We start from the raw sequence: 25686 nt of genomic DNA, 5'->3' as shown, positions 1-25686 counted from the left end.
TCGTTCCAGGTGAAGGTTGCGATGGTGCGGCGTGCTGCGACACTGCTCCCATGCGGGGGATGCACCAGGACACGATCGAGGTCGCGGACGACCGGATCGACGGACCACACGGACCGGTCCCCATCCGGCGGTACCGACCTCGGGACCGGAGCGCCGGCAAGGGATCCCCGACCCTGGTCTGGGTGCACGGTGGCGGGTTCTTCCGGGGCGACCTCGACCTGCCGGAGTCCCACGCCGTCGCTCGGGCACTCGCCGAGCGCGGCCTGCCGGTCGTGACCGTCGACTACCGCCTCGGACCGCTGCCCGGACTGCCCTGGCTCGGCCGGGGAGGACCGCGAGGGCGACGCCGGGCACCGCACGCGCGGGACGAGATCGTCGCAGCGCTCCGGCACCTGCAGGACGAGGCGCCCGCCGGCCTGCTGCTCGGCGGAGCGAGCGCGGGTGCGTGCCTGGCGGCAACCGCGGTCGCGACCGCCCCGCCGCTGGTCGGCCTCGCGCTGACCTACGGGTTCTTCCACGCCCGGCTCCCCCGTGACCCGGCGGTGCGGCGACTCATCCGAGGGCACCGGCGGCTCACGCACGCACCGCTGCTGCTCGACCTGAACAACCGGGCCTATGCGGGCGGCCGCCCCGCTGCGGTCCACCCGGCGTCCGACGACCTCGGCGGGTTCCCCCGCACCCTGCTGATCGACGCCGAGCGGGACGTGATGCGCGCCTCGGGCGAGCGCTTCGCGAACGAGCTCGAGGCCGCGGACGTCGAGGTCGAACGACACGTCCTGCCGGGCAGCCGTCACGCGTTCCTCAACCGACCCGGCACGCGGGACTTCGACGACACGATCGAACGCGTCGCGGAGTGGGCTGACCGGACGCCCATCCGCTGAGCGCTCATCCGCCTGCGAAGGGCGGACATCCGGGAACGGCAGGCACACCGCGGACGTACTCTGGAATCGGAAGCAACGGCGGTTCCGAATCCCCTTCGCCACGCTCCCAGCCGTGGCGCCTCACCACCGTGACGAAGAGTTCCATCGTGACCGAACACCTCATCGAGTACGTCGCCCGTGACCGCACGGGCATCACCGCCGTCGTGACACCGACCGGTGTGATCGACGTGGACACCGTGATCCAGCACATCCGCGCCGGCCACGCGGGCTACTACGTGGCTGCCGACTCGTGGAAGCGCACGCCGGTCCGGAGCATGTCGTTCATCGGCGGGACCTACCTGTTCGCCAACTGGGACGGATCGAAGCGGAACATGCTGCACGACCTGGCATTCCGCTCACCGACCCGCTCGATCGAGACGCCCCACGAGCCGGAGTCGCGGTTCTCGCGGTTCCTCGACGCGGTGTTCGGCAGGCGCACACCGCAGCTGTGACCCCCACCCACCGGGTGGGTACGCGTGGTGCAGGGGACCGCCTGGAGGCGCGGCGTGCGTCACGGACGCGGGTCGCGCCTCCAGGCGGTTGCGTCGGTCAGCGGACCGACTTGATGGGCAGGATCACGAGGGCGCCGAGGATGACGGCGACGCCGGCACCCCAGAGCATGAGGGTGTAGTTGCCGCCACCACCGATGCCGAGCAGGAACAGGCCGACGGCGGGGGCGAGCGACTGCGGCAGGGCGTTCGCGATGTTGATGACTCCGAGGTCCTTGCCGGGGCGCTCCGGGTCGGGCAGGACGTCGACGATCAGGGCGGTGTCGATGGCGGCGTAGATGCCGAAGGCGAACCCGAGGACGATCTCGGCGAAGTAGAACCCGCCGACGGTGTCGACGTGGGCCAGGATGACCAGGCCGACGGCGGTCATGGCCGTCGACCCCCAGACGAAGGCCTTGCGACGCTGGATCCGGTCGGAGACCCATCCGGACAGGGCGGCACTCACGAGCAGAGCGATCGTGTACAGCAGCACACCGAACGCGACGACGCCGACTGCCTCGGACTGCGGGAGGCCGATCTGGTCCTCCATGTACAGCAGGCGGTACGTGGTGAACATGAACGTGCCGAAGGTGATGAGGAAGCGCCCCCACCACGCGAGCCCGAAGTCGCGGTGCTTGATCGGGTTCGTCCAGAACGAGCTGATGAGGTTGATCCAGCTGAACGGCTTGAACGGTGTCGTCGGCAGCTCGTCACGGGCCACGATCGAGTAGACGACGATCGCGACGATCGCCAGGACACCGGGTGCGATGAAGAGCAGCGGCAGGTTGCCGACCAGGTAGACGGCGAGGTACAGGCCCGCGAGGATCGCGATGTTCTGCGCGAGGGCGATCGCGCTCGACGCCTTGCCGCGCTGGAACTCCGGCACGTTGTCGGCGAAGCTCGCGGTCAACGTCGCGAGGACCGCGTTCGCCGAGACCTGGGCGAGCACCCACGCGAAGGTGAGCTGCAGGACGTCCGAGGCGAAGGCGAGCCAGGCGAGGGCGACGACGAAGACGAGGACTCCGCCGACCATCCAGGGGCGGCGACGGCCCCACCGCGTGCGGGTGCGGTCCGAGATCGCACCGAACAGCGGGTTGGCGAACAGCGCACCGAGGGCACCGAACGGCAGGACGGAGCCGACGACGGTCTCGGGGCTCGACGGGTTGAGCTCGGTCGCCTTGATCGACATGCTGACGAACACCGGCGTGAGCAGGGCGAAGAAGAGGCCGAACTGGCCGAGGCTGAGCGCCCAGAGGTACCCCTTGCCGACGCGGAGCGTGGAGACCGACTGGGTGATGCCCTCGACCGAGAAGGCGCGGGACGCCGCGGCCTCGGACGTGGTCGACCCCGAGGTGGCGGTGGCGGGCGGGACCGCTGTGGCACCCAGGCCGCCCAGGGGTTCCTTGGGGCCGGGTTGGTTGTTCGACGTCGGTGTCGGCATGACTCCTCCTCGAGTCATCGGGGGCTACCGCCCTCTCAATCCCTAGTCCTACTAGGTGATCGGGACAGTAACACCGAAAACCGTTTTCCGTAAGGTTTCTGACGTGATGTTGCGTGGATCGCGCGGGCGCAGCACGACGCCCCCGCTGCCGTGTGACGACGGGGGCGTCGTGGCGCGTCAGCCCGCCGGCCGGGGCGCCTAGTGCTCGCCGTCCTCTTCCGGGTTGAAGTGGGAGTCGTCACCCGTGTGTCCCGCAGCCAGGCCGTCCGGGTTGTTCGGGATGGTGTTGTCGTCGCCGAGGCCGCCCGGCTTCTCGGTGCCCTCGGAGTCGTTCTTCGGGGCGTCGTGCGTGTTGTCACTGTCGGTCATGAGCTGCTCCAGTGCAGAGATCGATCCGGCAGCACTGCCGCCGGTGGTACTGAGGACTCGGACAGTACGTGGCGCACCTCGGAAACCGCCGTCCGACCGGAGGAAGCGGATGACAGGGACCGGGGCGATCGGTAGATTGTTCAACAACCCGCGAGGACAGGGAGCACCCGTGACGACGATCGACCTGAACAGCGACCTGGGCGAGGGCTTCGGCGCCTGGACCATGGGCGACGACGCCGCGATGCTCGATGTCGTCTCGAGCGCCAACGTCGCCTGCGGGTTCCACGCCGGCGACCCGACGATCATGCTCGCCACCGCCCGCGCCGCCGCCGAGCGTGGTGTGGCGATCGGTGCACACGTGGCCTACCGCGACCTGATCGGGTTCGGCCGCCGGCCCGTGCACGTCACACCCGACGAGCTGTACGCCGACGTCGTCCACCAGCTCGGCGCGATGGCCGCCACCGCGAACGTCGCCGGCACGGCCGTCACCTACGTCAAGCCGCACGGCGCCCTGTACAACACGGCCTGCGCCGACCCGGTGCAGGCCGAGGCCGTCGTCCGTGCCGTGACCGACGTCGACCGGTCCCTCGCCGTGCTCGCGCTGCCCGGGTCGGAGCTGCTGCTGGCGGCCGAGCGGCACGGGCTCCGGGCGGTGAGCGAGTCCTTCGCCGACCGCGCCTACGAACCCGACGGCTCACTGGTGTCACGGAAGCAGCCGGGCTCGGTGCTGCACGACCCGGACGAGGTCGCTGCCCGGGTGCTCCGCATGGTCACCGACGGGGTCGCGACCGCCGTCGACGGGTCCGAGGTCGCCGTGCGTGCCGACTCGGTCTGCGTGCACGGCGACTCCCCCGACGCGGTCGCGATGGCCCGAGCCATCCGGACGCTGCTGACCGAGCACGGCGTGACGATCGCGCCGTTCGCACCGTCCCCGCCGCTCGCGCCGTGACGGGTCCCGAGGTCCGCTCCGCCGGCGGCACTGCACTGCTCGCGACGTTCGAGACCCTCGCCGACGTCGTCGCCTTCCGCGCCGGGCTCGCACAGACCACCCTGCCGGGGCTGACCGAGGTCGTCTCCGGCGCCCGGACACTGCTGCTCCGGTTCGACCCGACCACGACGGACGCCGGGCGCCTCCGCTCGGAGCTCATCCAGGTCGCCCCGGTCAGCGCCACGCTCGACACGCACGAGACCGAGCCGCTCGTCATCCCCGTCACCTACGACGGCGAGGACCTCGACACCGTCACCGAGCTGACCGGCATGCGGCGGGACGAGCTCGTGGCGTGGCACACCGGGCAGCTCTGGACGAGCGCGTTCTGTGGCTTCGCACCCGGCTTCAGCTACCTCACCGGCAGTGATCGACCGCTCGACCTGCCTCGCCGCAGCACCGCCCGGACGGCCGTCCCGAGCGGGGCCGTGGCGTTGGCCGGCGAGTTCAGCGCCGTCTACCCGCGGACATCGCCCGGCGGCTGGCAGCTCATCGGCCGCACCGACGTGCCGATGTGGTCGCTCGACCGCACGCCCCCGGCACTCGCGCCCGCCGGAACCCTCGTCCGCTTCGTCGTGGCGAGTGCGGCATGACCGCGCTGACCGTCCTGCAGGTCGGCTACGGCGCGACCACGCAGGACCTCGGGCGCCCCGGCTTCAGCGACATGGGCCTCGGGGCGGCCGGGGCCGCCGACCGCGGCTCCGCAGCACTCGCCAACCGGCTGGTCGGCAACCGTCCCGACGCGGCCGTCCTGGAGGCCCTGCTCGGCTCCGTCACGCTCCGCGCCGACGCGTACGTGGTCGCGGCCACCACCGGCGCGGCCTGCCCCGTCGAGGTCGAGCGGGCGGACGGATCGGTCCGCGGTGCCGCCTCGCACGAGGTGCTGCTGCTGGCCCCGGGCGACACGCTCCGGATCGGCTCCGCGACCGTGGGCCTGCGCACCTACGTCGCGGTCCTCGGGGGCTTTGCGGTCGCCCCGGTGCTCGGCAGCCGCTCGTGGGACTCCCTCGCGCGCCTCGGTCCGCCGCCGCTGTCGGCCGGTGACGTCCTGCCCGTCGGCGACGCCCGGGTGTCGTGGCCGATCGTCGACGCGGTGCCGCAGCCCGAAGCCCGGTGGTCCGACGAGCCGGTCGTGCTCGACGTGGTGCCCGGACCGCGCGACGACTGGTTCACCCCGGAGTGGCGTGCGACCCTGACCGGTCAGGACTTCTCCGTCAGTGCGGACAGCGACCGCGTGGGGGTCCGCACCACGGCCGAGACGCCGCTCGTCCGCGCCGTGGCACGCGAGCTGCCGAGCGAGGGCGTCGAGACCGGTTCACTGCAGGTGCCACCCGAGGGCTTCCCCGTGCTGTTCCTCGCCGACCACCCGGTGACCGGCGGGTACCCGGTCATCGCCGTCCTGACGCCGTCGTCGGTCGACCTCGCGGCGCAGCTCCGTCCGGGCGATCCGCTCCGGTTCCGCATCCTCGGATGACCGATCCGGAACACGCGGAGGGGGTCAGGAGTTGGCTCGGACACCGCTGACGAAAGGTTCCCCATGTCGATGACCGTCCTGCTCGAGGTCCAGTTCCAGAGCGACGCCCCCGCCGCTGCCGTCCAGACGGCGATCCGCGAGACGCTCGAACAGACCGCATCGTTCCACGGCCTGGAGTCGCTCGAGGTCCTGGTCGACGACGCCGACCCGAACACGATGGTCGTCGTCGAGTCGTGGACGACCGCCGCGGACCACGACACCTACGTGGCGTGGCGGGCGACCCCGGAGGGTGCAGCGGCCATCGGCCCGCTCCTGGCGGCCGCGCCGATCACCCGCACCTTCGGCCGGACCGTCCCGCTCGACTGAGACGGCATCCGCGCCGGGGCCGCAGCACCGCGTCGGCGCCGGACGCGATCGCTCAGATGGTGTCGTCGTCGGTGTCGAGCGGCACCGGTCGGTCGTCGTCGGGGAGCACTTCGTCGTCCGCGTCGTCGACCACCGGCAGGTCGTCGGGGTCGAGCACGGTCGGCTCCGGTTCGTAGTCGGTCTCCTGCGCCTCGCGGAAGTCGTCGAGGGTCTCGTCGTCCTTCGGATCGCTCATGGCCCCGAAGGTACCTCCGGATCCTCGACGTGTCCGCAGACGATCAGCGCTCCCGACGACGATCAGCGGGCAGCGTGCTCCCGGGCCTCCATGGCGTCCCAGGCGAAGCTCGCCAGCCAGTGGGTGGAGTAGTACTCCTCGCCCACGCTCGCCGCGAGCCCCGAGGCCAGCAGCCGGTCGGCCGCGTCGTCGAGCAGGTCGGCGATCCCGGTGCCGGAGTCGTCCGGACCGTCGGCGCGGAGTGCGTCCGCGATGCGTCGGGCCGACCCCGCCCGCGACAGGTCGAGTCCGAACAGGTGCACCTGCTGCGGGTCGTTCTCGTCGCGGACCACCGTCGACCGCAGGATCGCGTCGCCCGGCTGCACCGCGGCGAAGAAGCCGCGCGCCCACGTGGCGAACTCCGGGGCGGGCAGCGCCGTCCGCATCAGGTCGGCTTCGGCGAGGCCGGCGGACAGGAAGTCGTGACCGCTCCGCTCCCAGGCGAACGGCCACACGGCGTCCGCGCCGAACCAGTCCTGCGCAGCCCCCTCGACCGCTGCCGCCAGGGCCGGCCGGTCGAGGGACCGAGCGGCCTCGAGCACGAGCAGCAACCCGAACGCGGAGTTCGAGTGCACACCGTGCCGGACCGGGTGCGCAGCGCCGTCGATCCACCGGACGACCAGGTCTTCGAGGACGTCGACGACGGGCGTGAACCCCGGCGCCAGTGCCCGGACGGCGGGCACCTCGGATGCCGACACCTCGGCGGCGAGCCGCGCGAGCCAGGCCCAGCCGTAGGGGCGCTCGTAGTGCGGCGTCTCGCGCAGGTAGGCCGCCTCGGTCGCGAGGTGATCCGTCGTGAGGTGCGCCTGCAGGATCGAGGTGAGCCGGGCCTCCAGGTCGGTGGGCAGGCCGTGCGCGACCAGGCGCGCCGCGAGCCAGTGCATGTGCACCGACGAGTGCCAGTCGTACGACGTGGCGAAGGCGGGGTGGAGTTCGACGGGCAGCGCCCGGTCGTCCGGTCCGGACGTCGCGTGGTGCGCGGCGTACGGGTACTCGCGGGTCGTGTTGTCCGCGGCGACAGCCGCGAAACGGTCGGCCCAGGCGGCCCTGGTCAGGTCGATCGGGGCGGCATCAGAATGCGACAAGGTACATGACTCCCATGTTGACGACGAGCAGGATGGCGGCGGTGGGGATCTGCGCCTTGATCGGGCCGTACTTGTCCCGCATCTCGAGCAGGGCGGCCGGTACCAGGTTGAAGTTCGCGGCCATCGGGGTGACGAGCGTCCCGCAGAAGCCGGCCAGCATGCCGATCGCGAAGATCGCGGCGGGGTTGCCGTCGAAGCCCTGCACCAGCACCGGCCAGCCGATCGCGGCCGTCATGATCGGGAACGCGGCGAACGCGTTGCCCATGATGATCGTGAACAGCGCCATGCCCAGGCAGTAGATGACCACGGCGGCGAGCAGCGAGCCGTCCGGCAGGACCGACTTGATGATCGTGCCGACGGCGTCACCGACCCCCGCCTGGGTGAAGACGATGCCGAGCGTCGAGAGCATCTGCGGCAGCAGCGCTGCCCAGCCGATCGCCTGCAGCAGGCGACCGCCCTCGCGGATCGGGGTGGCGATCTTCGGCGGGCGCAGGACGAACACGGCCACGACCACGGCGAGCACGGAACCGATGCCCAGGCCGGTCAGGGTCGCGCTGCCCTCGGCGAGGAGCGGTTCGCCGCCGAACGAGACGAGGGGGCCGAGCGTCGCGACCAGCACGGCGACCACCGGCACCACGAGGGCCGGGATGAAGAGCCGGTTGCCGTACTTCGTCGCGAACGCGGCACGCTCGTCCGGGCTGGTGGTGGCGAGCACACTCGTGCTGCCGCTGCCGGCGTTCGTGATCTCCTGCGTGACGCCGGTGGGTTCGGCGGGGCCGGTCTCGGCACCCGTGCCGGCGCCGGGGATGCTCGCGACCCGGGTGCGGCTCGTCGTGCCGGTGAAGCCGAGTCCGGCGAGCGCGACCATCACGAGGACGGCGATCCCGAGCGTCCAGGCCGGCACGGTGCCGGCGGCGACGAAGGTGCCGTAGAAGAAGGACAGCCCGAGGATGCCCCAGAACGCCGCGTTGCCCAGGCGCTTCGCGTGCGCGGTGTCGGTGACGATCAGGACGGCGACGGCGATGAAGAACGCGCCGATGAGCCAGTAGAGCCATTCGCTGGTGATCACGATGCTGCCCCCAGGGTCGGGGCGTCGGCACGGGCGTCCGCCGCCATCTTGTCGAGTCGGCGGTCGAACAGCAGCAGGCGTCCGCCGTGCACGATGAGCGCCGCGATGCCCGTCGGGATCGCCCACAGGGCCAGGTCGATCGGTTCGAGCGACAGCCCGTAGGTCGAGTCGACGAACGTCGTGATGAGCAGGATCGAGCCGACCGCGACGAAGACGTCCTCGCCGAAGAACACGCCGACGGTGTCCGACGACGCGGAGTAGCCCTTGATCTTCTCGCGCATGCGGTCGTCGATCCGCCCGTACTTCTTGGTCGCCGCACCCTCGGCCATCGGGTAGACCAGCGGGCGCACGGTCTGCGCCGGGCCACCGATGCTCGTCAGGCCGACCGCGGCGGTGACCTGCCGGATCACCAGGTACCCGGCGAGCAGACGACCGGTCGTGAGCTTGTCGAGCTTCGCGATCAGACGCTTCGCCTGGTCCTGCAGGCCGTAGCGCTCGATCAGACCGATGACGGGCAGGACGAGCGCGAAGGTCGTGACGGACCGGCTCGAGGCGAACCCGTTGCCGAACGCGTCGAGGATGCCGACGGGACCGATCCCGCCGATGGCCGCGGTCACGATGCCCGCGACCGTGACGACGAGGAGCGCGTTGATGCGCAGCGCGAAGCCGACGATGACGACGGCGACGCCGATGAGGACGAACATGCGGGACAGTCTGGACCGCATTGTTCAACAATCGCAAGAGCCGGTTCTGCTCTGTAACACGCCCTTCACAAACGCCACCCGTGCCAGGATCGGTGCCATGACCCGAACCGTCGGCGGCGCTGACTCCACGGCCACGCGGTTGCGCACCATGATCGCGTCGGGTGGGTTCTCCCCCGGGGCGCAGCTGTCCGAGGAGCGGTTGAGCGACCAGCTCGGGGTGTCACGGAACACCCTGCGCGAGGCCTTCCGGCTGCTCGCCCGCGACCGTCTGGTCGAGCACGTGTTCAACCGCGGGGTCTTCGTCCGCCGGCTCTCCGCCGCCGACGTCACCGATCTCTACGCGGCTCGGCGAGTGCTCGAGGAGGCAGCCGTCCGCGCCTGCACCCCCGACGCACCGGCACTCGCCGAGGCCGCCGCAGCGGTCGCCGACGCCCGGGCAGCAGCGTCCGCGGGCGACTGGGGCGCGGTCGGCACCGCCGACATCCGGTTCCACTCCGAACTCGTGCGCGCGGTGCCGAGCGAGCGGATCCACGCCCTGATGGACGGTTTGCTCGCCGAGATGCGGCTCGCCTTCCTGACCACCGCAGACCCGGCCTCGTTCCACGCCGACTTCGTCGAACGCAACGGCGCGATCGTGTCCGCGTTGCGCGGTGGCGACCAGGACGCCGCCTCGGCGCTGCTCGCCGACTACCTCGACGATGCGGAGCGGACGCTGCGGGTGGCGGCCGGCGCAGCCGACTGAGGGACGGCCAGGAGGCCCGGCGCGGCTCCGTCGGACGCGCTCGGTCCCAGCGTGCTCGCGCTGGTACCGCTCAGGCTCTCCCGCCGAGCAGCGCCGTGACCGCGTCGACCACGACCTGGCGACGCCGCGGCGGGGTCACCGCCTGCACCAGCGGCTCGTACTCGGGAGCGATCGCGCTCCAGAGCTCCGCGGTGTGCAGGACGAGTCCGAGCAGCACGGCCGGCCGGAACGCCCGCGGCAGGACCCCGGCGCGCTGGGCGTGCTCGACCTCGGCCACCGCGTCGGCGTAGCTCGTCGCGACGGACTCGAGCGGGACGTCGGCGCGCTCGAGTCGGTGCCAGGTCGCGAGCCGCTGTGCCCAGGGGCGACGGACGTACGAGTCGTGCACCCGGCCGGCCCAGGCGGCGAGGTCGGCGGTGTCGAGCGGGGCGTCGGCAAACGTCTCGGTCATGGTCTCCGCGACGAGGGCGTCGAACAGGCCCTCCTTGCTGCCGAAGTAGTGGAAGACCTGCGCCTTGTTGCTCGATGCCGCGGCACCGATCCGTTCGACCCTGCCGGCGGCCAGTCCGACCGCGGCGAACTCGTCCCGCGCGGCGAGCAGGAGCCGGGCGCGCATCGCGTCAGCGGCCGGGGGCGTGAATCGGGCCATGGCGACCACCGTACCGATCACGCGGCCCCGCGGAGCTGGAGTGCACCGCAGCAGCTTCAGGCTCGCTGTCTCCGCACAGCGCTCCCGAGGACCAACGCGAGCGTCAACAGGACGCCGGCGACCACGGCCCCCTGGACGAGGTCGGCGAAGCCGCGCTGCAGATCGTCACCGGTGACGAGGATCGCGACGACCAACGCCGCCGTCACCGCGAGCACGATCGACCGGGCTCGCAGACTTCCGTACGAGCTGTTCACGGCGGCGTGGATCGCCACGAACGGGACCGGGAAGAGCGCGGCGAAGGCAGTCGAGCCGTCGAAGAAGAGGAGTCCGACGAGCAGCCCTGCCCCGAGACCGATCGACAGCACCACCCAGTCCGACGTGGAGATCCCAGCCCTTGAGTCGCCTCTGCGCCGACGCCGACCGGGCAAGAGCGACAGGGCGCAGACGGCGCCTCCGACGAGCAGGAACGCCCCCGGATTCCATGACGCCTCGTTCGGAGCGCTCAGCATCGAGGCCCCGAGCGCCATGCTGGCGAACGGGATCGCCCGGACCCCGCTCTGCCCCACGCGCCCAATCGTCCGCCGCTGATGTTCCACATCTCGACTCTACTGACCCAGCGCTGCTTCCGCCGAAATACAAATTGCTTGTTCTACGTGCTGGAAGATCAGTAGGGTGAGATCCTCGGCACGGGCCGGGACCGACATGGGGAGATGACGTTGTCCCGCAATTTCACCGGACGATCTTCGGTAGCGCTCGGAGCGTGTTTGCTCTTCGTGGCGGCTCTTGCCTCGCCAGCAACGGCGGCACCGAACGTCGCGGAGCCAGTCGCCGACGTGGACGTGCACGAACAGGCACGGAAACTGGCTGACCTTTCGCACGCATACGACTCGAATCAGGCCGGCGGGGGCAACACGGTCAACGGAGGGTTCGCGACGTCACCAGTTGCGTCCTTCCGCTGGAGCTACCGAGGCGTGACGATCGTCGTACCAGCGGGGTGCTTCCTCAACATGTCCGTTCGAGGTTCGGGGCTGCGGGTCACTGGGTCGACGACCGCGGTCGAGTGCTACGGCCTCGCTGCGGTCGCTCCGGGGATGTTCTGCAACTGGAGCGGCGTCTACCGCTTCAAGGACGTCAACGGCCGGCAGTACGCGCAGGAGACGACGTCGGTGCGTTCAGGCTGCGGACAAGCCGTCTTCAACATCCCCAGCGTCAAGAAGCACACGTTGCGTCCGGGGAGCATGTGCGTCGATTTCCGGAACAACGGCGAAGTACGTGGCCGAACGTGTATGGCGATCTACCGTTGACCGTTCCGGAGCGAGCAACGCCGGCTCGTCTCCGCCGCGGGCTCAGCAGGGTGCTCGCAGCGTGCGCGGTCTTGCTCGGCGTCGCTTCTGTCGTGCTCGTCGTCAATCGATGGCCGCTCTCGGTCGCAACCGGAGCAGCCGGCCTGAGTGCCTCGGGCATTGCTGGCATGGTGCACCCGAAGAGCAGGGCAGCACCGGTTGCGTTCCTGGTCTGCGTCGCAGCGATCGGTGCCGCGCTCGTCCTCAACCAGGTACTCGCGTAGTCCGACCGCACGACGACAGTTCCGACCGCCCATGCGTCCGGAGGCCCGTGGGTGCGTGTCCGTCCGACGCCTCCGGCGTACGTCGGACAGTGGACGCAAAGAGGTCGCGACACCGGACCGCGCCATGGCCGCACGAACCGTGCGCGCAGCAGTCAGATCCCCGCGCCGGCACCACGACGACGCACGATTCCACCGCAGATGGGCAACTTTGCGTCCCCCGAACTTCCCTAGGCTCGAGACGATCCGGTAACGCGCACCACTCGTCCGCAGATCCGCGGCCGACCCCGATGACGGGAGGTTCGACATGTCCCAGTTCGCCCAGAAGGTCTCGCACGACGCCATCGTCGGAGAGCCCGAGGTCGTCGAGGACCACCTGTCGGTGCGCGAGATCGCCGCCCACCCCGCCTGGCTCCGGCTCAAGCGCGCGGTCGTCGCCCTGCAGGCCCTGCAGACGCGGGACGGCTCCGTCCCCGAGCCGTCCGACCACGCCGCTGCCGCCGACCACGTCGCGGTGATCGTGCCGGCCGTCGCCGAGCTGGCGCCGCACTTCCCGCACGACGCCGCGTTCCTGCAGGTGTTGCAGCTCGACTTCGCCCGCTGGCAGGAGCAGGGCTTCGGGGTCCCCGACTTCCTCGACTCCCTCACCGCGTTCCAGCCGCAGGAGCACCGCGTCGACGGGCTCGGCCACCTCGTCGTGTTCCCGATGGTCACGCAGAACGGCAGCACCTCGCGGTTCGTCGAGGCGGTCCTGGTCGAGGTCATCTGGCCGGAGTTCATCGCCGAGCTCGAGGCCGGCGACCACGGCAACGCGTTGTTCGTCGCGCTGCGGTTCGTCGACTTCACCCCGGGGTACGACACGAACTCGGCGGTGCTGTTCCCCGAGACCGTCGCGATGCGCTCGATCCCGGCCTTCACGTGGGGCGCGATCTTCCAGGACCGCGAGGCCGCCCGCTACCGCCGGGTCGTCCGTGCCGCCGCCGACGTCACCAAGCTCGAGCTGCCGGCCGAGGCCGCTGCGATGCTCGACGACCAGCAGCTGACCGAGCGGGTCTTCGTGATGTGGGACATCATCCACGACCGCTCGCACATGCGCGGGGACCTGCCCTTCGACCCGTTCATGATCAAGCAGCGGATGCCGTTCTTCCTCTACTCCCTCGAGGAGCTCCGTTGCGACCTGACGGCGTTCCGGGAGTCCGTGCGTCTGGAACGCGAGCTGTCCTCCGGACCCGACACGGGCCTCCAGGGCGCGCAGCGCGCCATCCGCGACCACGCGCGCCTGGTGCAGTACGCGGTCGTCTTCGACCGCATCTTCCGCTTCGCGATCACCGGCAGCCGCGTCCGCAACTACGACGGACTCGGCGGCCAGCTGCTGTTCGCCTGGATGCACCAGCACGGCGTCCTGCACTGGACGGACACGCAGCTGACGATCGACTGGCCCGAGGTGCCGGACGTGGTCATCGCCCTGAGCGACGAGATCAACGAGCTCTACCGGCGCTCGATCGACCGGCCGAAGTCGGCGCACTGGCTCGCCGCGTACGAGATGCTGACCCGCACGCTCACGCCGCACCCGGCGTCGAAGTGGGCGCGTGGCCTGCCCGACGAGACACTCGCCGGACCGCCGCGCGGCTACACCGACGCGGTGCTCGACGACGAGTTCCCGCTGTCGATGTTCTACGAGGCGCTCGACAAGAAGATGGCGACCGTCATCGCGTCCACGGCCGGCATCACCGGCACCACGGACGCCGAGCTCGTCGGCGAGGCCGCCGCGTGACCGACGGCTCGGTGGCCGGTCGCCTGGTGCTGATCGCCGGTGCGACCAGTGCCAGCGGCGCGGCAGTCGCGCGCGCACTCACCGCCGCCGGTGCGTCCGTCGTCGCGGTCGGCACCAGACCCGACGCCCTGGAGACCCTGCGCGCGTCCGTCCCGGGCGTCACGACCCGCACGTGCGACCTGTCGAACCTCGGTGCGGTCACCGCGTTGGCCGACGACGTCCACGCGGACGCCGGCCGCGTCGACGGACTGGTCCACCTGGTCGGCGGGTGGCGCGGCGGTGGCAGCATCGTCGGCCAGTCCGACGCGGACTGGGACTTCTTCGACCGCGCCTTCCGGACCCTGCGGAACACGACCCGGGTCTTCCACGACGACCTGGTGGCGTCCCCTGCCGGACGGCTCGCGTTCGTGTCGTCCACCGCGGTCGACTCCCCCACCGCCGGCGCCGCGAACTACGCAGCCGCGAAGGCCGCATCGGACGCCTGGGTCCGGGCCGTCGCGCAGGGGTTCCGGAACGAGGCGCCGGAGACCGCCGCGGCCGCCGTGTTCGTCGTCGGCGCGCTGTCCGGCCTCGAGGAGCGGCTCGGCGCCGAGGTCGTCCGGCTCTGGGACACCGCACCGGCCGACGTCAACGGTGCCCGCATCCCGCTCACGGCGCCCGATCCCTCGAACCTAGGATGAACGCGTGACCCTCACACTGCACGACCTGGACCTGCGGGGCTTCGCCTCGGACAACTACGCCGGCGTCCACCCCGAGATCCTGTCCGCCATCGCCGCGGCCAACGACGGCCACCAGATCGCCTACGGCGAGGACGTCTACACGGCACGTCTCAACGAGGTGATCCGGGAGCACTTCGGGTCGCAGGCCGAGGCGTTCCCGGTGTTCAATGGCACGGGCGCGAACGTCGTCGGGCTGCAGTCGATGCTGCCGCGGTGGGGAGCGGTCGTGTGCACCGCGACCGCGCACATCCACACCGACGAAGCCGGTGCGCCCGAGCGCGTCGCCGGCATCAAGCTCCTGCCGGTCGAGGCGCCCGACGGCAAGCTCACCCCCGAGCTCATCGACCGCGAGGCCTGGGGCTGGGGCGACGAGCACCGCGCCCAGCCGCTCGTCGTGTCGATCACGCAGACCACCGAGCTCGGCACCGCGTACACGGTGGACGAGGTCCGGACGATCGCCGACCACGTCCACTCGCTCGGTATGAAGCTGCACATGGACGGCGCCCGCATCTCGAACGCCGCGGCGTCCCTCGGGGTGCCCCTGCGCGACTTCACCACCGACGCCGGTGTCGACGTGCTGAGCTTCGGCGGCACGAAGAACGGCATGCTCTACGGCGAGGCGATCGTCGTGCTGAACCCCTCGGCGTCCGAGGGGTTGCACTACCTGCGCAAGATGAACATGCAGCTCTCTTCGAAGATGCGGTTCGTCTCCGCCCAGCTCATCGCCCTGCTCAGCGACGACCTGTACCTGCGCTCCGCCGGGCACGCCAACGCCATGGCCGCCCGACTCCGCGGTGCGCTGGAGGCCGGCATCGCCGACGGCAGCATCCGGGGCGTCGGCTTCAGCCAGCAGACCCAGGCGAACGGCGTCTTCGCGACCCTGCCCGCCGGGGTGGCCGACCGACTGCGGAAGCACTTCCGGTTCTACGACTGGGACGCCAGCCGCAACGAGGTGCGGTGGATGTGCGCGTACGACACCTCGGAGCAGGACATCGACGACTTCGTCGCGGCCCTGACGCGGGAGCTCGACGCCGCCTGAGCCGGCCCGGCACGCGCCGGGCCGGCACCGGCGGTCGACTCATCCGAACGGGATGACCCGCACGACGATCGCCACCACGAGCATCGCCATCGCGACCACGGCGGCCCGCCACAGCACCTTCCGGTGGTGGTCGCCGAGGTTCACGTTGGCCAGCGACACCAGCAGCAGGATCGCGGGGACGAGCGGGCTCTGCATGTGCACCGGCTGCCCGACGACCGAGGCCCGCGCCATCTCGGCCGGGGTGATCCCGTACGCCGCGGCGCTCTCGGACAGCACCGGCAGGATGCCGAAGTAGAACGCGTCGTTGCTCATGAAGAACGTCAGCGGCATGCTCAGCACACCGGTGATGCCCGCCAGGTACGGGCCCATCGAGTCCGGGATCACCGCGACGAGCCAGTCGGCCATGGCCGCGACCATCCCGGTGCCGTCGAGCACCCCGATCAGCACCCCGGCGGCGAACACCATCGAGACGACGCCGACGATGCTCGGGGCGTGCGCGACGATCTGCCCGGTCTGCTGCTTGAGCTGCGGGAAGTTCACGAGCAGGGCGATCGCCGTGCCGATCATGAACACGAAGTGCAGCGGCAACAGGCCGAGCACGAGCGCCACCATCACCGCGACGGTCAGCGCCAGGTTGAACCAGATCCGCCCCGGCCGCAGGGTCGGACGGTTCGGGTCGAGCATCGTCTCGGCCATGGTGCCGGTCCCCGTGCTGTCGTCCCCCGACCCGACGCCGTCCACGCCTTCGCCGTCCGCACGCCGACCGTCGGCCTTCCCGCCGCGCAGTCCGAGCGCGACCGTGGGGCTCGTGAACATGCCGCCGCCGGTCCCGCCGACCGCCGCGAGCACCCGTGAGCCCGCCCCGGCGTTCGCGCGCTCCGGTACCCGTGCACCCCGCGAGGCCTCGGTGAACTCGATCAGGCCGAGCCGCTTGCGCTCCCGCAGCCCCATCGTCCACGCGAACGTGAAGCACAGCAGCAGCCCCACGACGAGCGACGGCACGAGCGGCACGAAGATGTCCGTCGGGTCGATCTTCAGCGCTGCGGCGGCACGGGCGGTGGGACCGCCCCACGGCACGATGTTGAGCGTGCCGTTCGTCAGCCCGGCCACGCACGTCATCACGACCGGGCTCATACCGAGCTTCAGGTAGATGGGCAGCATCGCCGCAGTGACCACGATGAAGGTCGTCGAGCCGTCCCCGTCGAGCGAGACCGCCCCCGCCAACAGGGCCGTCCCGAGCACGATCTTCGCCGGGTCGTTGCCGGTCACCCGCAGGATGAACCGCACGAGCGGGTCGAACAGGCCGACGTCGATCATCAGCCCGAAGTACATGATCGCGAACATCAGGAGCGCGGCCGTCGGCGCCAGTGTGCCGATCGCCTCGGTCACCATGTCGCCGAGTCCCAGGCCCGCCCCCGCGAACAGTCCGAACACGGTCGGCACGATGATCAGCGCGAGCATGGGCGACATGCGCTTGGTCATGATCAGGACCATGAAGGTCAGGACCATCGCGTACCCGAGGATGACGAGCATCAGGACTCCTTCGTCCGTGTCTGGCAGTCCGGGCACGCTACGACCCGGCCTGGAGGCGCGGCGCGCTTCTGCACATTGGCGCACCATCGCGCGTTGACCGCTTTCTGCGCATTGTGCGCAGGCACGTCGGCTCGCCCTCCGTACGCTGGGGTCGTGACCGACGACCGTTCACGGCGCCCCAGGCTCCGCTTCGCCACCGAGGTGCTCGTGCTGCAGCTCGCCGTGGTCGTCGCCGTCGTCGCCCTGACCAGCGCCGTGTTCGTCCGGATCGAGGTCACCCGGCTCGAGCGTGCTGCCGAGGGGACCGCACTCGCGATCGCGCAGAGCGTCGCCGCGCAGTCCGACGTCCGGGCCGCGGTCGCCCGCTTGAGCGTCGACGGCACCGACCTCGACCCCGCGGTCCTCGCCGACGGACCTGTCCAGCGGGCGGCCGTCGCGGCCCAGCGCCGGACCGGAGCACTCTTCGTCGTGGTCACCGACGACCGGGGCATCCGACTGGCCCACCCCGACGTCGATCGGGTCGGCGAGATGGTGAGCACCTCCCCCGACGCCGCACTCGCGGGCCGGGAGACCGTGTCCTGGGCGCGCGGCACGCTCGGTGAGTCGGCGCGGGCGAAGGTGCCCGTCTCCGCGCCCGCGGCCAGCGGGGCGGAGACGAGCCGGGCCTCCCGGCAGTCCGCCGTCGTCGGCGAGGTGAGCGTCGGGTTCAACCGGGCACGCGTCTACGACACCCTGGTCGAGGACAGCATGCCGGTGATCGGTGCCGGGCTGGCGGCCGTCCTGCTCGCGGTGATCGCCTCGGTACTGATCCGGCGGCGACTGGTGCGGCTGACGCTCGGGCTGCAGCCGGAGGAGCTCGTGACGCTCGTGCAGAACCAGCAGGCCGTGCTCGGCGGGGTCGGTGAGGGCGTCATCGCGCTCGGGCCGTCGGGGGTCGTCACCGTCTGCAACCCCGAGGCCGTGCGACTGCTCGGGCTGGTGGACCCGGTCGGCCGTCCGGTGGCATCGCTCGACCTGCCCTCGCCGCTCGGGTCGATGCTCGACGTGACCACCGCGGCTCCGGCGAGCGCCACGATCGTCGCCGGGCACCGGGTGCTGCTCGTCGACGTCCGCACGGTGTTCCGCGACGGACGCGACCTGGGCCGGGTCGCCGTCCTGCGCGACCGCACCGACGTCGAGGCCCTGACCCGGCGGCTCGACGCCGTCGGCGCGATGAGCACGGCGCTCCGTGCACAGCGCCACGAGTTCGCGAACCGACTGCACGCGATCTCTGGACTGCTCGACATCGGCGAGACCGTCCGGGCGCGCGCGTACCTGGCGGACGTGCAGGAGCGCGGGCCGCTGCGCTACCCGGTGCAGCACGCCGACCGGTTGACCGAGCCGTACCTGCAGGCGTTCCTCGGGGCGAAGGGCGTCGAGGCCGCCGAGCGGGGCGTGCTGCTGCGGATCGGGGCGGAGACGCTCGTGCAGGGGACGATCACCGAGCCGGGTGACGTGACGACCGTGCTCGGCAACCTGGTCGACAACGCGGTGTCGGCGGCCCTCGACGGGGACGAGCGCACGCGCGGCGGCCGCTCCCCGTGGGTGGAGGTCGAGGTGCTCGACGACGGGTCCACCCTCCACCTGTCCGTGATGGACTCGGGGCCAGGCGTGCCGGCCGACGCCGCGGACTCCCTGTTCACCCGGGACACGGACCTGCTCGCATCGCCGCCCGACGTCGAACGCGTGCACGGGCTCGGGATCGGGCTGCCGTTGTCGCGGGAGATCGCCCGGCGGCACGGTGGTGATGTGTGGCTCGCCTCCCCCGGCGGTGACGACCACGGCGCGGTCTTCTGCGCCCGACTGGAAGGAGTGGTGTCGTGAGTTCCGTCCACACCGTGCTGGTGGTCGACGACGACTTCCACGTCGCCGACCTGCACCGGCGGCAGGTCGACGAGGTACCGGGGTTCCGTGCGCTCGAACCAGTCGGGACCCTCGCGGCCGCCCGCTCCGCGCTGGCGAGTGGGACCGTGGACCTGGTGCTCGTCGACGTGTACCTGCCCGACGGCAGCGGCCTCGAGCTGCTGCGCTCGATCGACACCGGCACCGACGCCTTCGTGCTGAGCGCCGCCTCGGACTCCGGCACCGTGCGCCGGGCGATGCGGAGCGGGGCACTCGCCTACCTGATCAAACCGTTCGCCGCCGGGGTGCTGGCCGAACGACTGCAGGCGTACGCGAGGTCGCGGAACGTGCTCGACGAGCGGTCGACGCTCGACCAGGAGGCCGTCGAGCGGGCGTTCCGGATCCTGCACGCCGGCGACAGCGGTGGGGCGTCGCCGTCCCGGGCGGCCACGGCGGCGCTGGTGCTCGAGCAGCTCGGCGCCGGCGAGGAACGATCCGCCGCCGAGGTGGCTGCGGCGATCGGGGTGTCGCGGGCCACGGCTCAGCGGTACCTGGCGCAGCTCACGGCGGACGGAACCGTTGCGATGCAGTTGCGGTACGGGGCTGCGGGACGGCCGGAGCACCGGTACCTGCGGCGGTGACGGGAGCGTGGTGGTCCAGCCCGCGCGACCAGGTGACGGAGGGGAGGCGCGGGGCGGGGTCGCGTCGGGCCTCCCGTCCGTCAGGTGGTCACGTGACGATCCGCACCTGCGTGGGGACGTCGGTGACGGCGAACGGGGCTGACGTGCCTCGCACGTCGACGCGGTAGTCGCCACGGAAACCGCGGACCTGCACCCGACCACGGTCGTCGGTACGCAGCGCCGTCGGGCCGAGCCACCACTCCTCCTTGACCAGGCGGCGGAGTGCGTCGTAGGACGGCTTCGGGGTGCCGTCGGCGCGGACGAGTCCGATCGGGGCGCCGAGCCAGGCGCCGGCGTCGGTGATGCCCCAGTAGGTGATCGCCTCGACGGAAGGGTGCCCCACCAGGCTCCGGTAGTGCCGTTCGATGTCGTCGGCCTGGCGCGCCTCGCCTTCGGGCGTCGACGGCCACGAGGCCACCTGGTGGTCGTTGAGGTCGACGATGTGCGCGGGCATGAGGTCACCGGACACGAGCGACGTCTCGGTCAGGTGCAGCGGCAGGCCGTATCGAGCGAACCGGTCGACCATCGCGAGCATCGTGTCCTCGCCCCAGTAGCCCTGGTGCATGTGGGTCTGCAGCCCGATGGCGTCGATCTGCACGCCAGCCTCGAGCACACCCTCGATCAGGCACTCGTACGCACTCGACAGGTCGAAGTCGTTCAGCAGCAGGGTGGCGTGCGGATTTGCAGCGCGGGCTTCCTCGAAGGCCATCCGGATCATCGGGATGCGGCCCTTGGCGCGGGCGAGCGGGGTGATCGCGTTGTCGCCGTTGTCGAACACCGGCATGATGACGACCTCGTTGATGGCGTCCCAGGTGTCGATCGTGCCGGCGAAGGCGGAGACCTCGCGGCGGATGCGCTCCCGCTGCAGCTGCTCGACCTCGTCCAGCGGGAGCCCGAGCAGCCAATCGGGCTGCACGGTGTGCCAGACGAGCGGGTGACCCTTGAGGGCGATGCCCCGTTCACGGAACCACTGCGCCGTCGTCAGGAGTCTGGCGGTGTCCGGGGCTCCGCGCTCGGGCTCGAAGCGGCCCCAGTAGAACGGGAGTGTCGCGGTGTTGAAGACGTCGGTGTAGAGGTCGGCGAGGTGCTCGGTGCCTGCTTCGTCCTGCGCTTCGGCGTTGGCTTCGCCGGTCGCTTCGCCGTTGGCCAGTCCGATGAAGTCGAAGCCGATGTTGCCGAAGGCGAAGGCATGGCGGGTCTGCTCGACGGTGATGTCGGCATCGGGGATGGGATTGCCTTCGGCATCGACGATCGTCAGGGTCGTCTCGCCGAAGCGGTGCTCTGGTGCGTGCGTCATCGCGCGTCCTCCGACGTCGTCGTCCGGGATTTGTTGTGCGCGCAAACATAGCAGCGGGAGCTGGCGGCGTCACGCCGTAGATTGATGGTGTGAACTCGCAGAAGCATCGCGCTCGACGCACCTCACGGTGGACGCCGGTGCTCGTCTGGACCTCGAGACCGCCGTCCGGTCAGCGGACGTGATCCTCACCGACGGTCCTGGCGAGCACGCCCGAGCGCTCGAACCATTCCGGATCACCGCGGCCCTGCTCGACCTCGCGCCGACAGGGGTGCTGCTCAACCCGTGTCCACCCTTCGTGCGCGGCCGGGAGGTCAGCGCCGATGCGCTCGAACACCCTGCCTTCGTCGGCCACGCCTTCAAGGCGGCCCTGCTGCCAGTCCAGCAAGCCGTCATGGCGCCCTGCCTCGAACTGCCGTCCGCGACGCCGTAGGTCGGCCCGTCGACCTCCCGCTCATCGATTGCCGGATGCTCCCCTGGCAGGACCAGGGCCGTCAGGACCGACTACTGATGTGCGTCACTGTCGACGGGTCGGACCTACGCGGCTCGTGTTCCGCGCCCACACCTGCGCACTGACTGTGGGAGCAGGCGGACCGTCCGACCCGACGGCCCGCCTGCTCCGGTCTCGCTACGCGACGACGACCACCCGGACGTCCCACGGCCCGAGCTCGAGCACGGCGTCCGCGTCGAGCGCCGTGCCCTCGAACAGGTCCTCCGCGGCGACCGGCACCGCGTACGTGCTCGGTTCCCACGACCAGTTGTGGATGACGTGGACCGTCTCGCCACGACCGTTGACCGAGCTCGCGACCGACTGCGTGTCGACCTGCGGCTGCCAGCTCGGCGACCCGCTGCCCTGCGCGACCACCCACTCCGTAATCGCCGCGGCGAGCGCCGGATCCGGGACGGTCCCGACGTAGGTGACGCGGCCGGCGCCGTGCGACCGTGTGGTCACCGCCGCGAACCGACCGTGGTGCGGGTGGTCGTACCCGACGAGCACGTCGGCGTCGTCGACGAGCAGGCCGTCCGCCCACCGTGTGGCCGTCGCACCGGCCGGCACGGTGAACCCGTGCTCAGCGGCAGCGGCTCCGGCGGACACCGGGATGCGTCGGCCGAGGTTGCTGAACTCGTCGTAGTGCACGCCCGCGGGCACGTCGAGGAACGCGGGCTTCCGTTCGAGCCGCGCACGGGCTTCTTCGTCCTCGTACCCGGTGCGGATGCCGACGACCAGGTGACCGCCTGCCTCGGCGTAGGCGGCGAGCCACCGCAGCTGGGCGTCGGTCGCGATGGTGAACGCGGCAGCGACGAGCACCGGACGCTCCGCGGCGAAGGACGCCGGCTCACGGTCGAAGACCTGCGACGGGTGCACGGTGTTCGCCTGCAGTCCCGCATCGAAGACCCCTCGGGCGAAGGCGTCGTGGATCGTCTGCCACGAGCGCCGGTCGGGCTCCATGCCGTCGCCGAGTGCCGGGTGCTCGTTCAGCGCCCACTTCGACTCGTTCGAGAACAGCAGGGCGACGTCGGCGTGCGGGCGGAGACCGGCGACCCGGTCCCCGGCGTTCGCGAACTCCGCGCCGATCCGGGCGATCTCCTCGTAGGTGCGACCGGGCTGCTGCGAGTGCGGCAGGACGCCGCCCCAGTAGGTCTCGACGCCGTAGTGCAGCGTGTGCCAGTGCCAGTACTCGATCATCGACGCGCCTCGGGACACGAGCGCCCAGGCGGCCTGGCGCCACTGCCCTTCGTACGCGGGTTCGTTCATCCACGAGAACCCGATGGCCTGCGCGTTGGTCTCGGTGACCAGGAACGGTGCCTGCTTCGAGCCGTACATGCGGTCGCCCGAGGCGAAGATCGACCAGGCACCGGACGAGGTCCAGAACTGTGCGGGTTCCTCGGTGCTCGGCAGCTCGAGGGCGTCCTGCATCCGGTAGTACGGGTTGCCGGCGGTGACGTCGAGCGTCCGGGTGAGCACCTCGTCCTCGACGGTCGGCCGCTCGTAGGCGATGCACGTGGTCACGAACTGGTCCGAACGCGAGTACTCCCGCACGACCGATGCCTGCCAGGCGATGAAGTCCGTCGTGATCGAGGCCTGGAACCGCCGCCACGCCAGGTCGTACTGCGGCTGCGCGTTGCCGTCCGGCGTCCACAGGTCGGCCCAGGTGGAAAGTCGGTGGGACCAGTACGTCAGTCCCCACTCCTCGTTGAGCCGCTCGACGCTGCCGTAGGTGTGGCGCAAGTGGTCGACGAAGCGCTGGAACACCTCGGGGTTCGCGATGAGCTCGTTGCCCGGTTCGTTGTCGACCTGGTACCCGATCACGGCGGGGTGCTCGGCGTACCGGGCGACGATCTTCCGGATGACCCGCTCGGCGTGGAACAGGAACGCCGGGTGGGCGTAGTCGATCTCCTGCCGAGCACCCCAGCCCATCGCCTCGCCGTCGGTGCGGCGGCGGACGTTGATCTCCGGCACGATGCGGGCGAGCCACATGGGCACGGCGTAGGTGGGCGTGCCGAGGATCACCCGGATGCCGTGTTCGTGGGCGGCGTCGAGCACGGGCGCGAGCCACTCGAGGTCGAAGCGGCCGTTCTCCGGTTCCCAGGTGCTCCACACGGATTCGCCGACGCGGATGACCGAGAACCCGGCCTCCTGCATCAGGCGCATGTCCTCGTCGAGCCGAGGGGTCGGCTGGTACTCGTGGTAGTAGGCGGCGCCGAAGAGGACGCGGTCGTGCTGCATGGTGCTGGGTGCTCCGTTCGAGAAGGATCGGTGGTGGGTGCGGGTGTCGGTCATCCCTTGACCGCCCCCGCGGTCAGCCCGTCGAGCAGCTGCTTGCGGAGGAGCAGGAACACGAGGATCGTCGGCACGCTCGCCAGCACGGCCCCGGCGAGCACCAGGTCGTACGACCGGTTCTCCGACGCGAAGATCGCGTTGAGGCCGAGGGGCAACGTGTACTGGCTCGAGTCGGACAGCAGGACCAACGGCCACTGGAACGAGTTGTAGCTCTGCAGGAAGCTCCACACCGCCAGGGCGCCGAGCGACGGTCGGAGCAGCGGGAGCACGACCCGGCGGAACGTGCCGAACTCGGAGTTGCCGTCGATGCGGGCCGCCTCGATGAGTTCGTCGGGGATCGCCTGCACGATGAACTGCTGCATCATGAAGATGCCGAACGCCGGCGCCACCCACGGGACGACGAGCGAGAACCAGGGGTTCGTCAGCCCGGACTTCACCACCAGGATGAAGAGCGGCACGAGGATCACCGCGAACGGCACCGAGAGCGACGAGAACATCACGGCGAACAGGATCCGCTTGCCCCGGAACCGGAACTTCGCGAACCCGTACCCGGCCATCGCGCAGACGAACACGGACACGACGGTCGCGATCAGGGCGGTGCCGACACTGATGCCGAACCAGGCCCAGAACGGCTGCGTCGCGAGCAGGTTCGTGTAGTTCTCCCCCGTCGCCGGATTCGGGATGAGCGTGGGCGGCGTCGCGAAGATGTCGCCACGCTGCTTGAACGAGCCGGACAGCGCCCAGAGCAGCGGGAACACGAAGACCGCCAGCAGCGCCACGAGTGTGGCGTAGAGCAGACCGCGGCGAGCGATCCAGCCCCTGGTACGGGGCGGGCCGGACCGGGGTGCCCGGCTTCCGGCGGTCGTGACGGCCCGGGTGTCCGGACGGTCGGTGGTGGCGGTCATGCGTCCCTCCCGATGGCGAGTGCGCGGTTGAGGATCTGGCTGACGCCGAACACGACGACGAACAGCACGACTCCGGCGGCTGCCGCGTACCCGAACTGCTGCCGTTCGAAGGCGGCGCGGTAGATGAACATGGCGACGGAGAGCGTGGCTTCGCCCGGGCCGCCCTTGGTGAGCAGGTAGGGCTCGTCGAACAGCTGCGCGGCACTGATGAAGCTCGTCACCACGACGAACGCCGTGACCGGTCGGATCGCCGGGAGCGTCACGTTGGTGAACTTCCGGAAGGTGCCTGCCCCGTCGAGCGACGCGGCTTCGTACTGCTCGGGCGACACGTTCTGCAGTGCTGCCAGGAAGAAGATCGTCAGGTACCCGACCGTGCGCCACAGGAGCACGAAGCCGATGGCGACCTTCGCGAGCGTCGGGTCGCCGAGCCAGTCGGTGTTCGGCAGTCCGAACAGTGCCTTGAGCGTGGCGTTGAGCAGACCGTAGTTCGTGTCGAACACCAGGCTGTAGATGAGCGCGATGACGATCGGCGACAGCACCATCGGGATGAAGAACGTCACCCGGAACAGGTCTCGGGCGCGGAGCCCCTTGGCGTTGAGCGCCTGCGCGACCAGGAGCGAGCACGGCACGATGACGAACACGGCGATGAGTGTGTAGATCAGCGAGTTGACCAGGGCGGTGCCGAAGCTGGTGTCCCGGAACAGGTTCGCGTAGTTGGACAGGCCGATCCAGTTCGGCGTGCCGAGGCCGACCCACTCGGTGAGTGACAGGTACACGGCGGCGAGGACCGGCACGATCATGAAGAGCCCGTACAGCACGTAGAACGGTGCGATGAACAGGTACGGCGCGCTGCCCCCGTTCGTGTTCAGGCGTCGGCGACGAGCGGGCGGATCGGTCGTGGTGGTGGCGGACACCGGGATGCCGGTGGCGGTTGATGTGGACAACGTCG

At 70.8% G+C, this 25686-nt stretch carries 27 protein-coding genes; 14 read left to right on the top strand and 13 right to left on the bottom strand.

What is annotated here, in order from left to right; genetic code table 11:
• Nucleotides 1-59 precede the first annotated feature (59 nt).
• Both Q9R26_RS00440 and Q9R26_RS00435 read left to right on the top strand, forming a co-directional pair.
• Nucleotides 60-881, top strand: coding sequence for an alpha/beta hydrolase (locus tag Q9R26_RS00440; protein WP_311226240.1), 822 nt, complete (start codon nt 60-62; stop codon nt 879-881).
• Between the two features lie 146 nt (nt 882-1027).
• On the top strand, nt 1028-1372 hold the full coding sequence (locus Q9R26_RS00435) for a hypothetical protein (RefSeq protein WP_182064974.1): 345 nt from the start codon (nt 1028-1030) through the stop codon (nt 1370-1372).
• Between the two features lie 97 nt (nt 1373-1469).
• Here Q9R26_RS00435 and Q9R26_RS00430 read toward each other — a convergent pair whose 3' ends face one another.
• Nucleotides 1470-2849 carry an MFS transporter gene (locus Q9R26_RS00430; RefSeq protein ID WP_311226239.1) on the bottom strand — a complete coding sequence of 460 codons (1380 nt, stop codon included), beginning with the start codon at nt 2847-2849 and terminating at the stop codon, nt 1470-1472.
• A gap of 198 nt (nt 2850-3047) precedes the next feature.
• Nucleotides 3048-3218, bottom strand: a complete 171-nt coding sequence (locus tag Q9R26_RS00425; RefSeq protein WP_164941189.1) for a hypothetical protein — start codon at nt 3216-3218, stop codon at nt 3048-3050.
• Between the two features lie 169 nt (nt 3219-3387).
• On the opposite strand from Q9R26_RS00425, the gene Q9R26_RS00420 reads away from it, so the two are divergent.
• The 4 genes from Q9R26_RS00420 to Q9R26_RS00405 all read left to right on the top strand — a co-directional run bounded on the left by Q9R26_RS00420 (nt 3388) and on the right by Q9R26_RS00405 (nt 6043).
• Complete coding sequence (locus Q9R26_RS00420; protein ID WP_311226238.1) at nt 3388-4167, top strand: 5-oxoprolinase subunit PxpA; 780 nt, start codon at nt 3388-3390, stop codon at nt 4165-4167.
• Nucleotides 4164-4796 (top strand): allophanate hydrolase subunit 1, encoded by a 633-nt coding sequence (locus tag Q9R26_RS00415; RefSeq protein WP_182064971.1) that lies wholly within the window; start codon nt 4164-4166, stop codon nt 4794-4796. The genes Q9R26_RS00420 and Q9R26_RS00415 overlap by 4 nt, the downstream gene beginning before the upstream one ends.
• The gene (locus Q9R26_RS00410) at nt 4793-5677 is read left to right on the top strand and encodes a biotin-dependent carboxyltransferase family protein (protein WP_311226237.1); all 885 of its coding nucleotides are present in this window, start codon (nt 4793-4795) and stop codon (nt 5675-5677) included. The genes Q9R26_RS00415 and Q9R26_RS00410 overlap by 4 nt, the downstream gene beginning before the upstream one ends.
• 63 nt (nt 5678-5740) lie before the next feature.
• Nucleotides 5741-6043 (top strand): antibiotic biosynthesis monooxygenase family protein, encoded by a 303-nt coding sequence (locus tag Q9R26_RS00405; RefSeq protein WP_311226236.1) that lies wholly within the window; start codon nt 5741-5743, stop codon nt 6041-6043.
• A gap of 52 nt (nt 6044-6095) precedes the next feature.
• Here the strand turns inward: Q9R26_RS00405 and Q9R26_RS00400 are convergent, their stop codons facing one another.
• From Q9R26_RS00400 to Q9R26_RS00385, 4 genes are all read right to left on the bottom strand, one after another.
• Nucleotides 6096-6278: a hypothetical protein gene (locus tag Q9R26_RS00400; RefSeq protein WP_182064968.1), complete on the bottom strand. Its 183-nt coding sequence runs from the start codon at nt 6276-6278 to the stop codon at nt 6096-6098.
• A 62-nt stretch (nt 6279-6340) separates the two neighbouring features.
• Nucleotides 6341-7402: a DUF2891 family protein gene (locus Q9R26_RS00395; protein ID WP_311226235.1), complete on the bottom strand. Its 1062-nt coding sequence runs from the start codon at nt 7400-7402 to the stop codon at nt 6341-6343.
• Nucleotides 7389-8471 carry a DUF979 domain-containing protein gene (locus Q9R26_RS00390; RefSeq protein WP_311226234.1) on the bottom strand — a complete coding sequence of 361 codons (1083 nt, stop codon included), beginning with the start codon at nt 8469-8471 and terminating at the stop codon, nt 7389-7391. The genes Q9R26_RS00395 and Q9R26_RS00390 overlap by 14 nt, the downstream gene beginning before the upstream one ends.
• Nucleotides 8468-9175 (bottom strand): DUF969 domain-containing protein, encoded by a 708-nt coding sequence (locus Q9R26_RS00385; RefSeq protein WP_182064966.1) that lies wholly within the window; start codon nt 9173-9175, stop codon nt 8468-8470. Before Q9R26_RS00385 ends, Q9R26_RS00390 begins: the two co-directional genes overlap by 4 nt.
• A 97-nt stretch (nt 9176-9272) precedes the next feature.
• Here Q9R26_RS00385 and Q9R26_RS00380 point away from each other — a divergent pair, with 97 nt between their 5' ends.
• Nucleotides 9273-9917, top strand: a complete 645-nt coding sequence (locus tag Q9R26_RS00380; RefSeq protein ID WP_311226233.1) for a GntR family transcriptional regulator — start codon at nt 9273-9275, stop codon at nt 9915-9917.
• A 70-nt stretch (nt 9918-9987) separates the two neighbouring features.
• Here the strand turns inward: Q9R26_RS00380 and Q9R26_RS00375 are convergent, their stop codons facing one another.
• Nucleotides 9988-10566, bottom strand: coding sequence for a TetR family transcriptional regulator (locus Q9R26_RS00375; protein ID WP_311226232.1), 579 nt, complete (start codon nt 10564-10566; stop codon nt 9988-9990).
• Between the two features lie 56 nt (nt 10567-10622).
• Nucleotides 10623-11132 (bottom strand): hypothetical protein, encoded by a 510-nt coding sequence (locus Q9R26_RS00370; RefSeq protein ID WP_311226231.1) that lies wholly within the window; start codon nt 11130-11132, stop codon nt 10623-10625.
• A 198-nt stretch (nt 11133-11330) separates the two neighbouring features.
• Here Q9R26_RS00370 and Q9R26_RS00365 point away from each other — a divergent pair, with 198 nt between their 5' ends.
• The 4 genes from Q9R26_RS00365 to Q9R26_RS00350 all read left to right on the top strand — a co-directional run bounded on the left by Q9R26_RS00365 (nt 11331) and on the right by Q9R26_RS00350 (nt 15662).
• Complete coding sequence (locus tag Q9R26_RS00365) at nt 11331-11870, top strand: hypothetical protein (protein WP_311226230.1); 540 nt, start codon at nt 11331-11333, stop codon at nt 11868-11870.
• Between the two features lie 567 nt (nt 11871-12437).
• Complete coding sequence (locus Q9R26_RS00360) at nt 12438-13904, top strand: DUF6421 family protein (protein ID WP_311226229.1); 1467 nt, start codon at nt 12438-12440, stop codon at nt 13902-13904.
• Nucleotides 13901-14584 carry an SDR family NAD(P)-dependent oxidoreductase gene (locus tag Q9R26_RS00355; RefSeq protein ID WP_311226228.1) on the top strand — a complete coding sequence of 228 codons (684 nt, stop codon included), beginning with the start codon at nt 13901-13903 and terminating at the stop codon, nt 14582-14584. Before Q9R26_RS00360 ends, Q9R26_RS00355 begins: the two co-directional genes overlap by 4 nt.
• Nucleotides 14585-14588: 4 nt before the next feature.
• Nucleotides 14589-15662, top strand: coding sequence for a low specificity L-threonine aldolase (locus tag Q9R26_RS00350; protein WP_311226227.1), 1074 nt, complete (start codon nt 14589-14591; stop codon nt 15660-15662).
• Nucleotides 15663-15701: 39 nt separating this feature from the next.
• On the opposite strand, the gene Q9R26_RS00345 is transcribed toward Q9R26_RS00350, so the two are convergent.
• Entirely contained in the window at nt 15702-17195 is a 1494-nt protein-coding gene (locus tag Q9R26_RS00345; protein ID WP_311226226.1) for a CitMHS family transporter, read from the bottom strand.
• Between the two features lie 153 nt (nt 17196-17348).
• Between Q9R26_RS00345 and Q9R26_RS00340 the strand changes: the two genes are divergently transcribed.
• Nucleotides 17349-19058 (top strand): sensor histidine kinase, encoded by a 1710-nt coding sequence (locus tag Q9R26_RS00340; protein WP_311226225.1) that lies wholly within the window; start codon nt 17349-17351, stop codon nt 19056-19058.
• Nucleotides 19055-19717 carry a response regulator gene (locus Q9R26_RS00335; protein WP_311226224.1) on the top strand — a complete coding sequence of 221 codons (663 nt, stop codon included), beginning with the start codon at nt 19055-19057 and terminating at the stop codon, nt 19715-19717. Before Q9R26_RS00340 ends, Q9R26_RS00335 begins: the two co-directional genes overlap by 4 nt.
• An 88-nt stretch (nt 19718-19805) precedes the next feature.
• On the opposite strand, the gene Q9R26_RS00330 is transcribed toward Q9R26_RS00335, so the two are convergent.
• Entirely contained in the window at nt 19806-21053 is a 1248-nt protein-coding gene (locus Q9R26_RS00330) for an endo-1,4-beta-xylanase (protein WP_311226223.1), read from the bottom strand.
• 178 nt (nt 21054-21231) lie between these two features.
• Between Q9R26_RS00330 and Q9R26_RS00325 the strand changes: the two genes are divergently transcribed.
• Nucleotides 21232-21483 carry a hypothetical protein gene (locus Q9R26_RS00325; RefSeq protein ID WP_311226222.1) on the top strand — a complete coding sequence of 84 codons (252 nt, stop codon included), beginning with the start codon at nt 21232-21234 and terminating at the stop codon, nt 21481-21483.
• 195 nt (nt 21484-21678) lie between these two features.
• On the opposite strand, the gene Q9R26_RS00320 is transcribed toward Q9R26_RS00325, so the two are convergent.
• The 3 genes from Q9R26_RS00320 to Q9R26_RS00310 are packed head-to-tail and all read right to left on the bottom strand — an operon-like array spanning nt 21679 to nt 25681.
• The gene (locus Q9R26_RS00320) at nt 21679-23832 is read right to left on the bottom strand and encodes a beta-galactosidase (protein ID WP_311226221.1); all 2154 of its coding nucleotides are present in this window, start codon (nt 23830-23832) and stop codon (nt 21679-21681) included.
• Entirely contained in the window at nt 23829-24737 is a 909-nt protein-coding gene (locus tag Q9R26_RS00315; RefSeq protein WP_262139072.1) for a carbohydrate ABC transporter permease, read from the bottom strand. The genes Q9R26_RS00320 and Q9R26_RS00315 overlap by 4 nt, the downstream gene beginning before the upstream one ends.
• The gene (locus tag Q9R26_RS00310; protein ID WP_262139074.1) at nt 24734-25681 is read right to left on the bottom strand and encodes a carbohydrate ABC transporter permease; all 948 of its coding nucleotides are present in this window, start codon (nt 25679-25681) and stop codon (nt 24734-24736) included. The genes Q9R26_RS00315 and Q9R26_RS00310 overlap by 4 nt, the downstream gene beginning before the upstream one ends.
• Nucleotides 25682-25686 lie beyond the last annotated feature (5 nt).

It is taken from the genome of Curtobacterium sp. BRB10, from assembly GCF_031844325.1.
GTDB classification, from domain to species: domain Bacteria; phylum Actinomycetota; class Actinomycetes; order Actinomycetales; family Microbacteriaceae; genus Curtobacterium; species Curtobacterium poinsettiae_A.
This window is presented reverse-complemented; position numbering and strand designations above follow the sequence as displayed.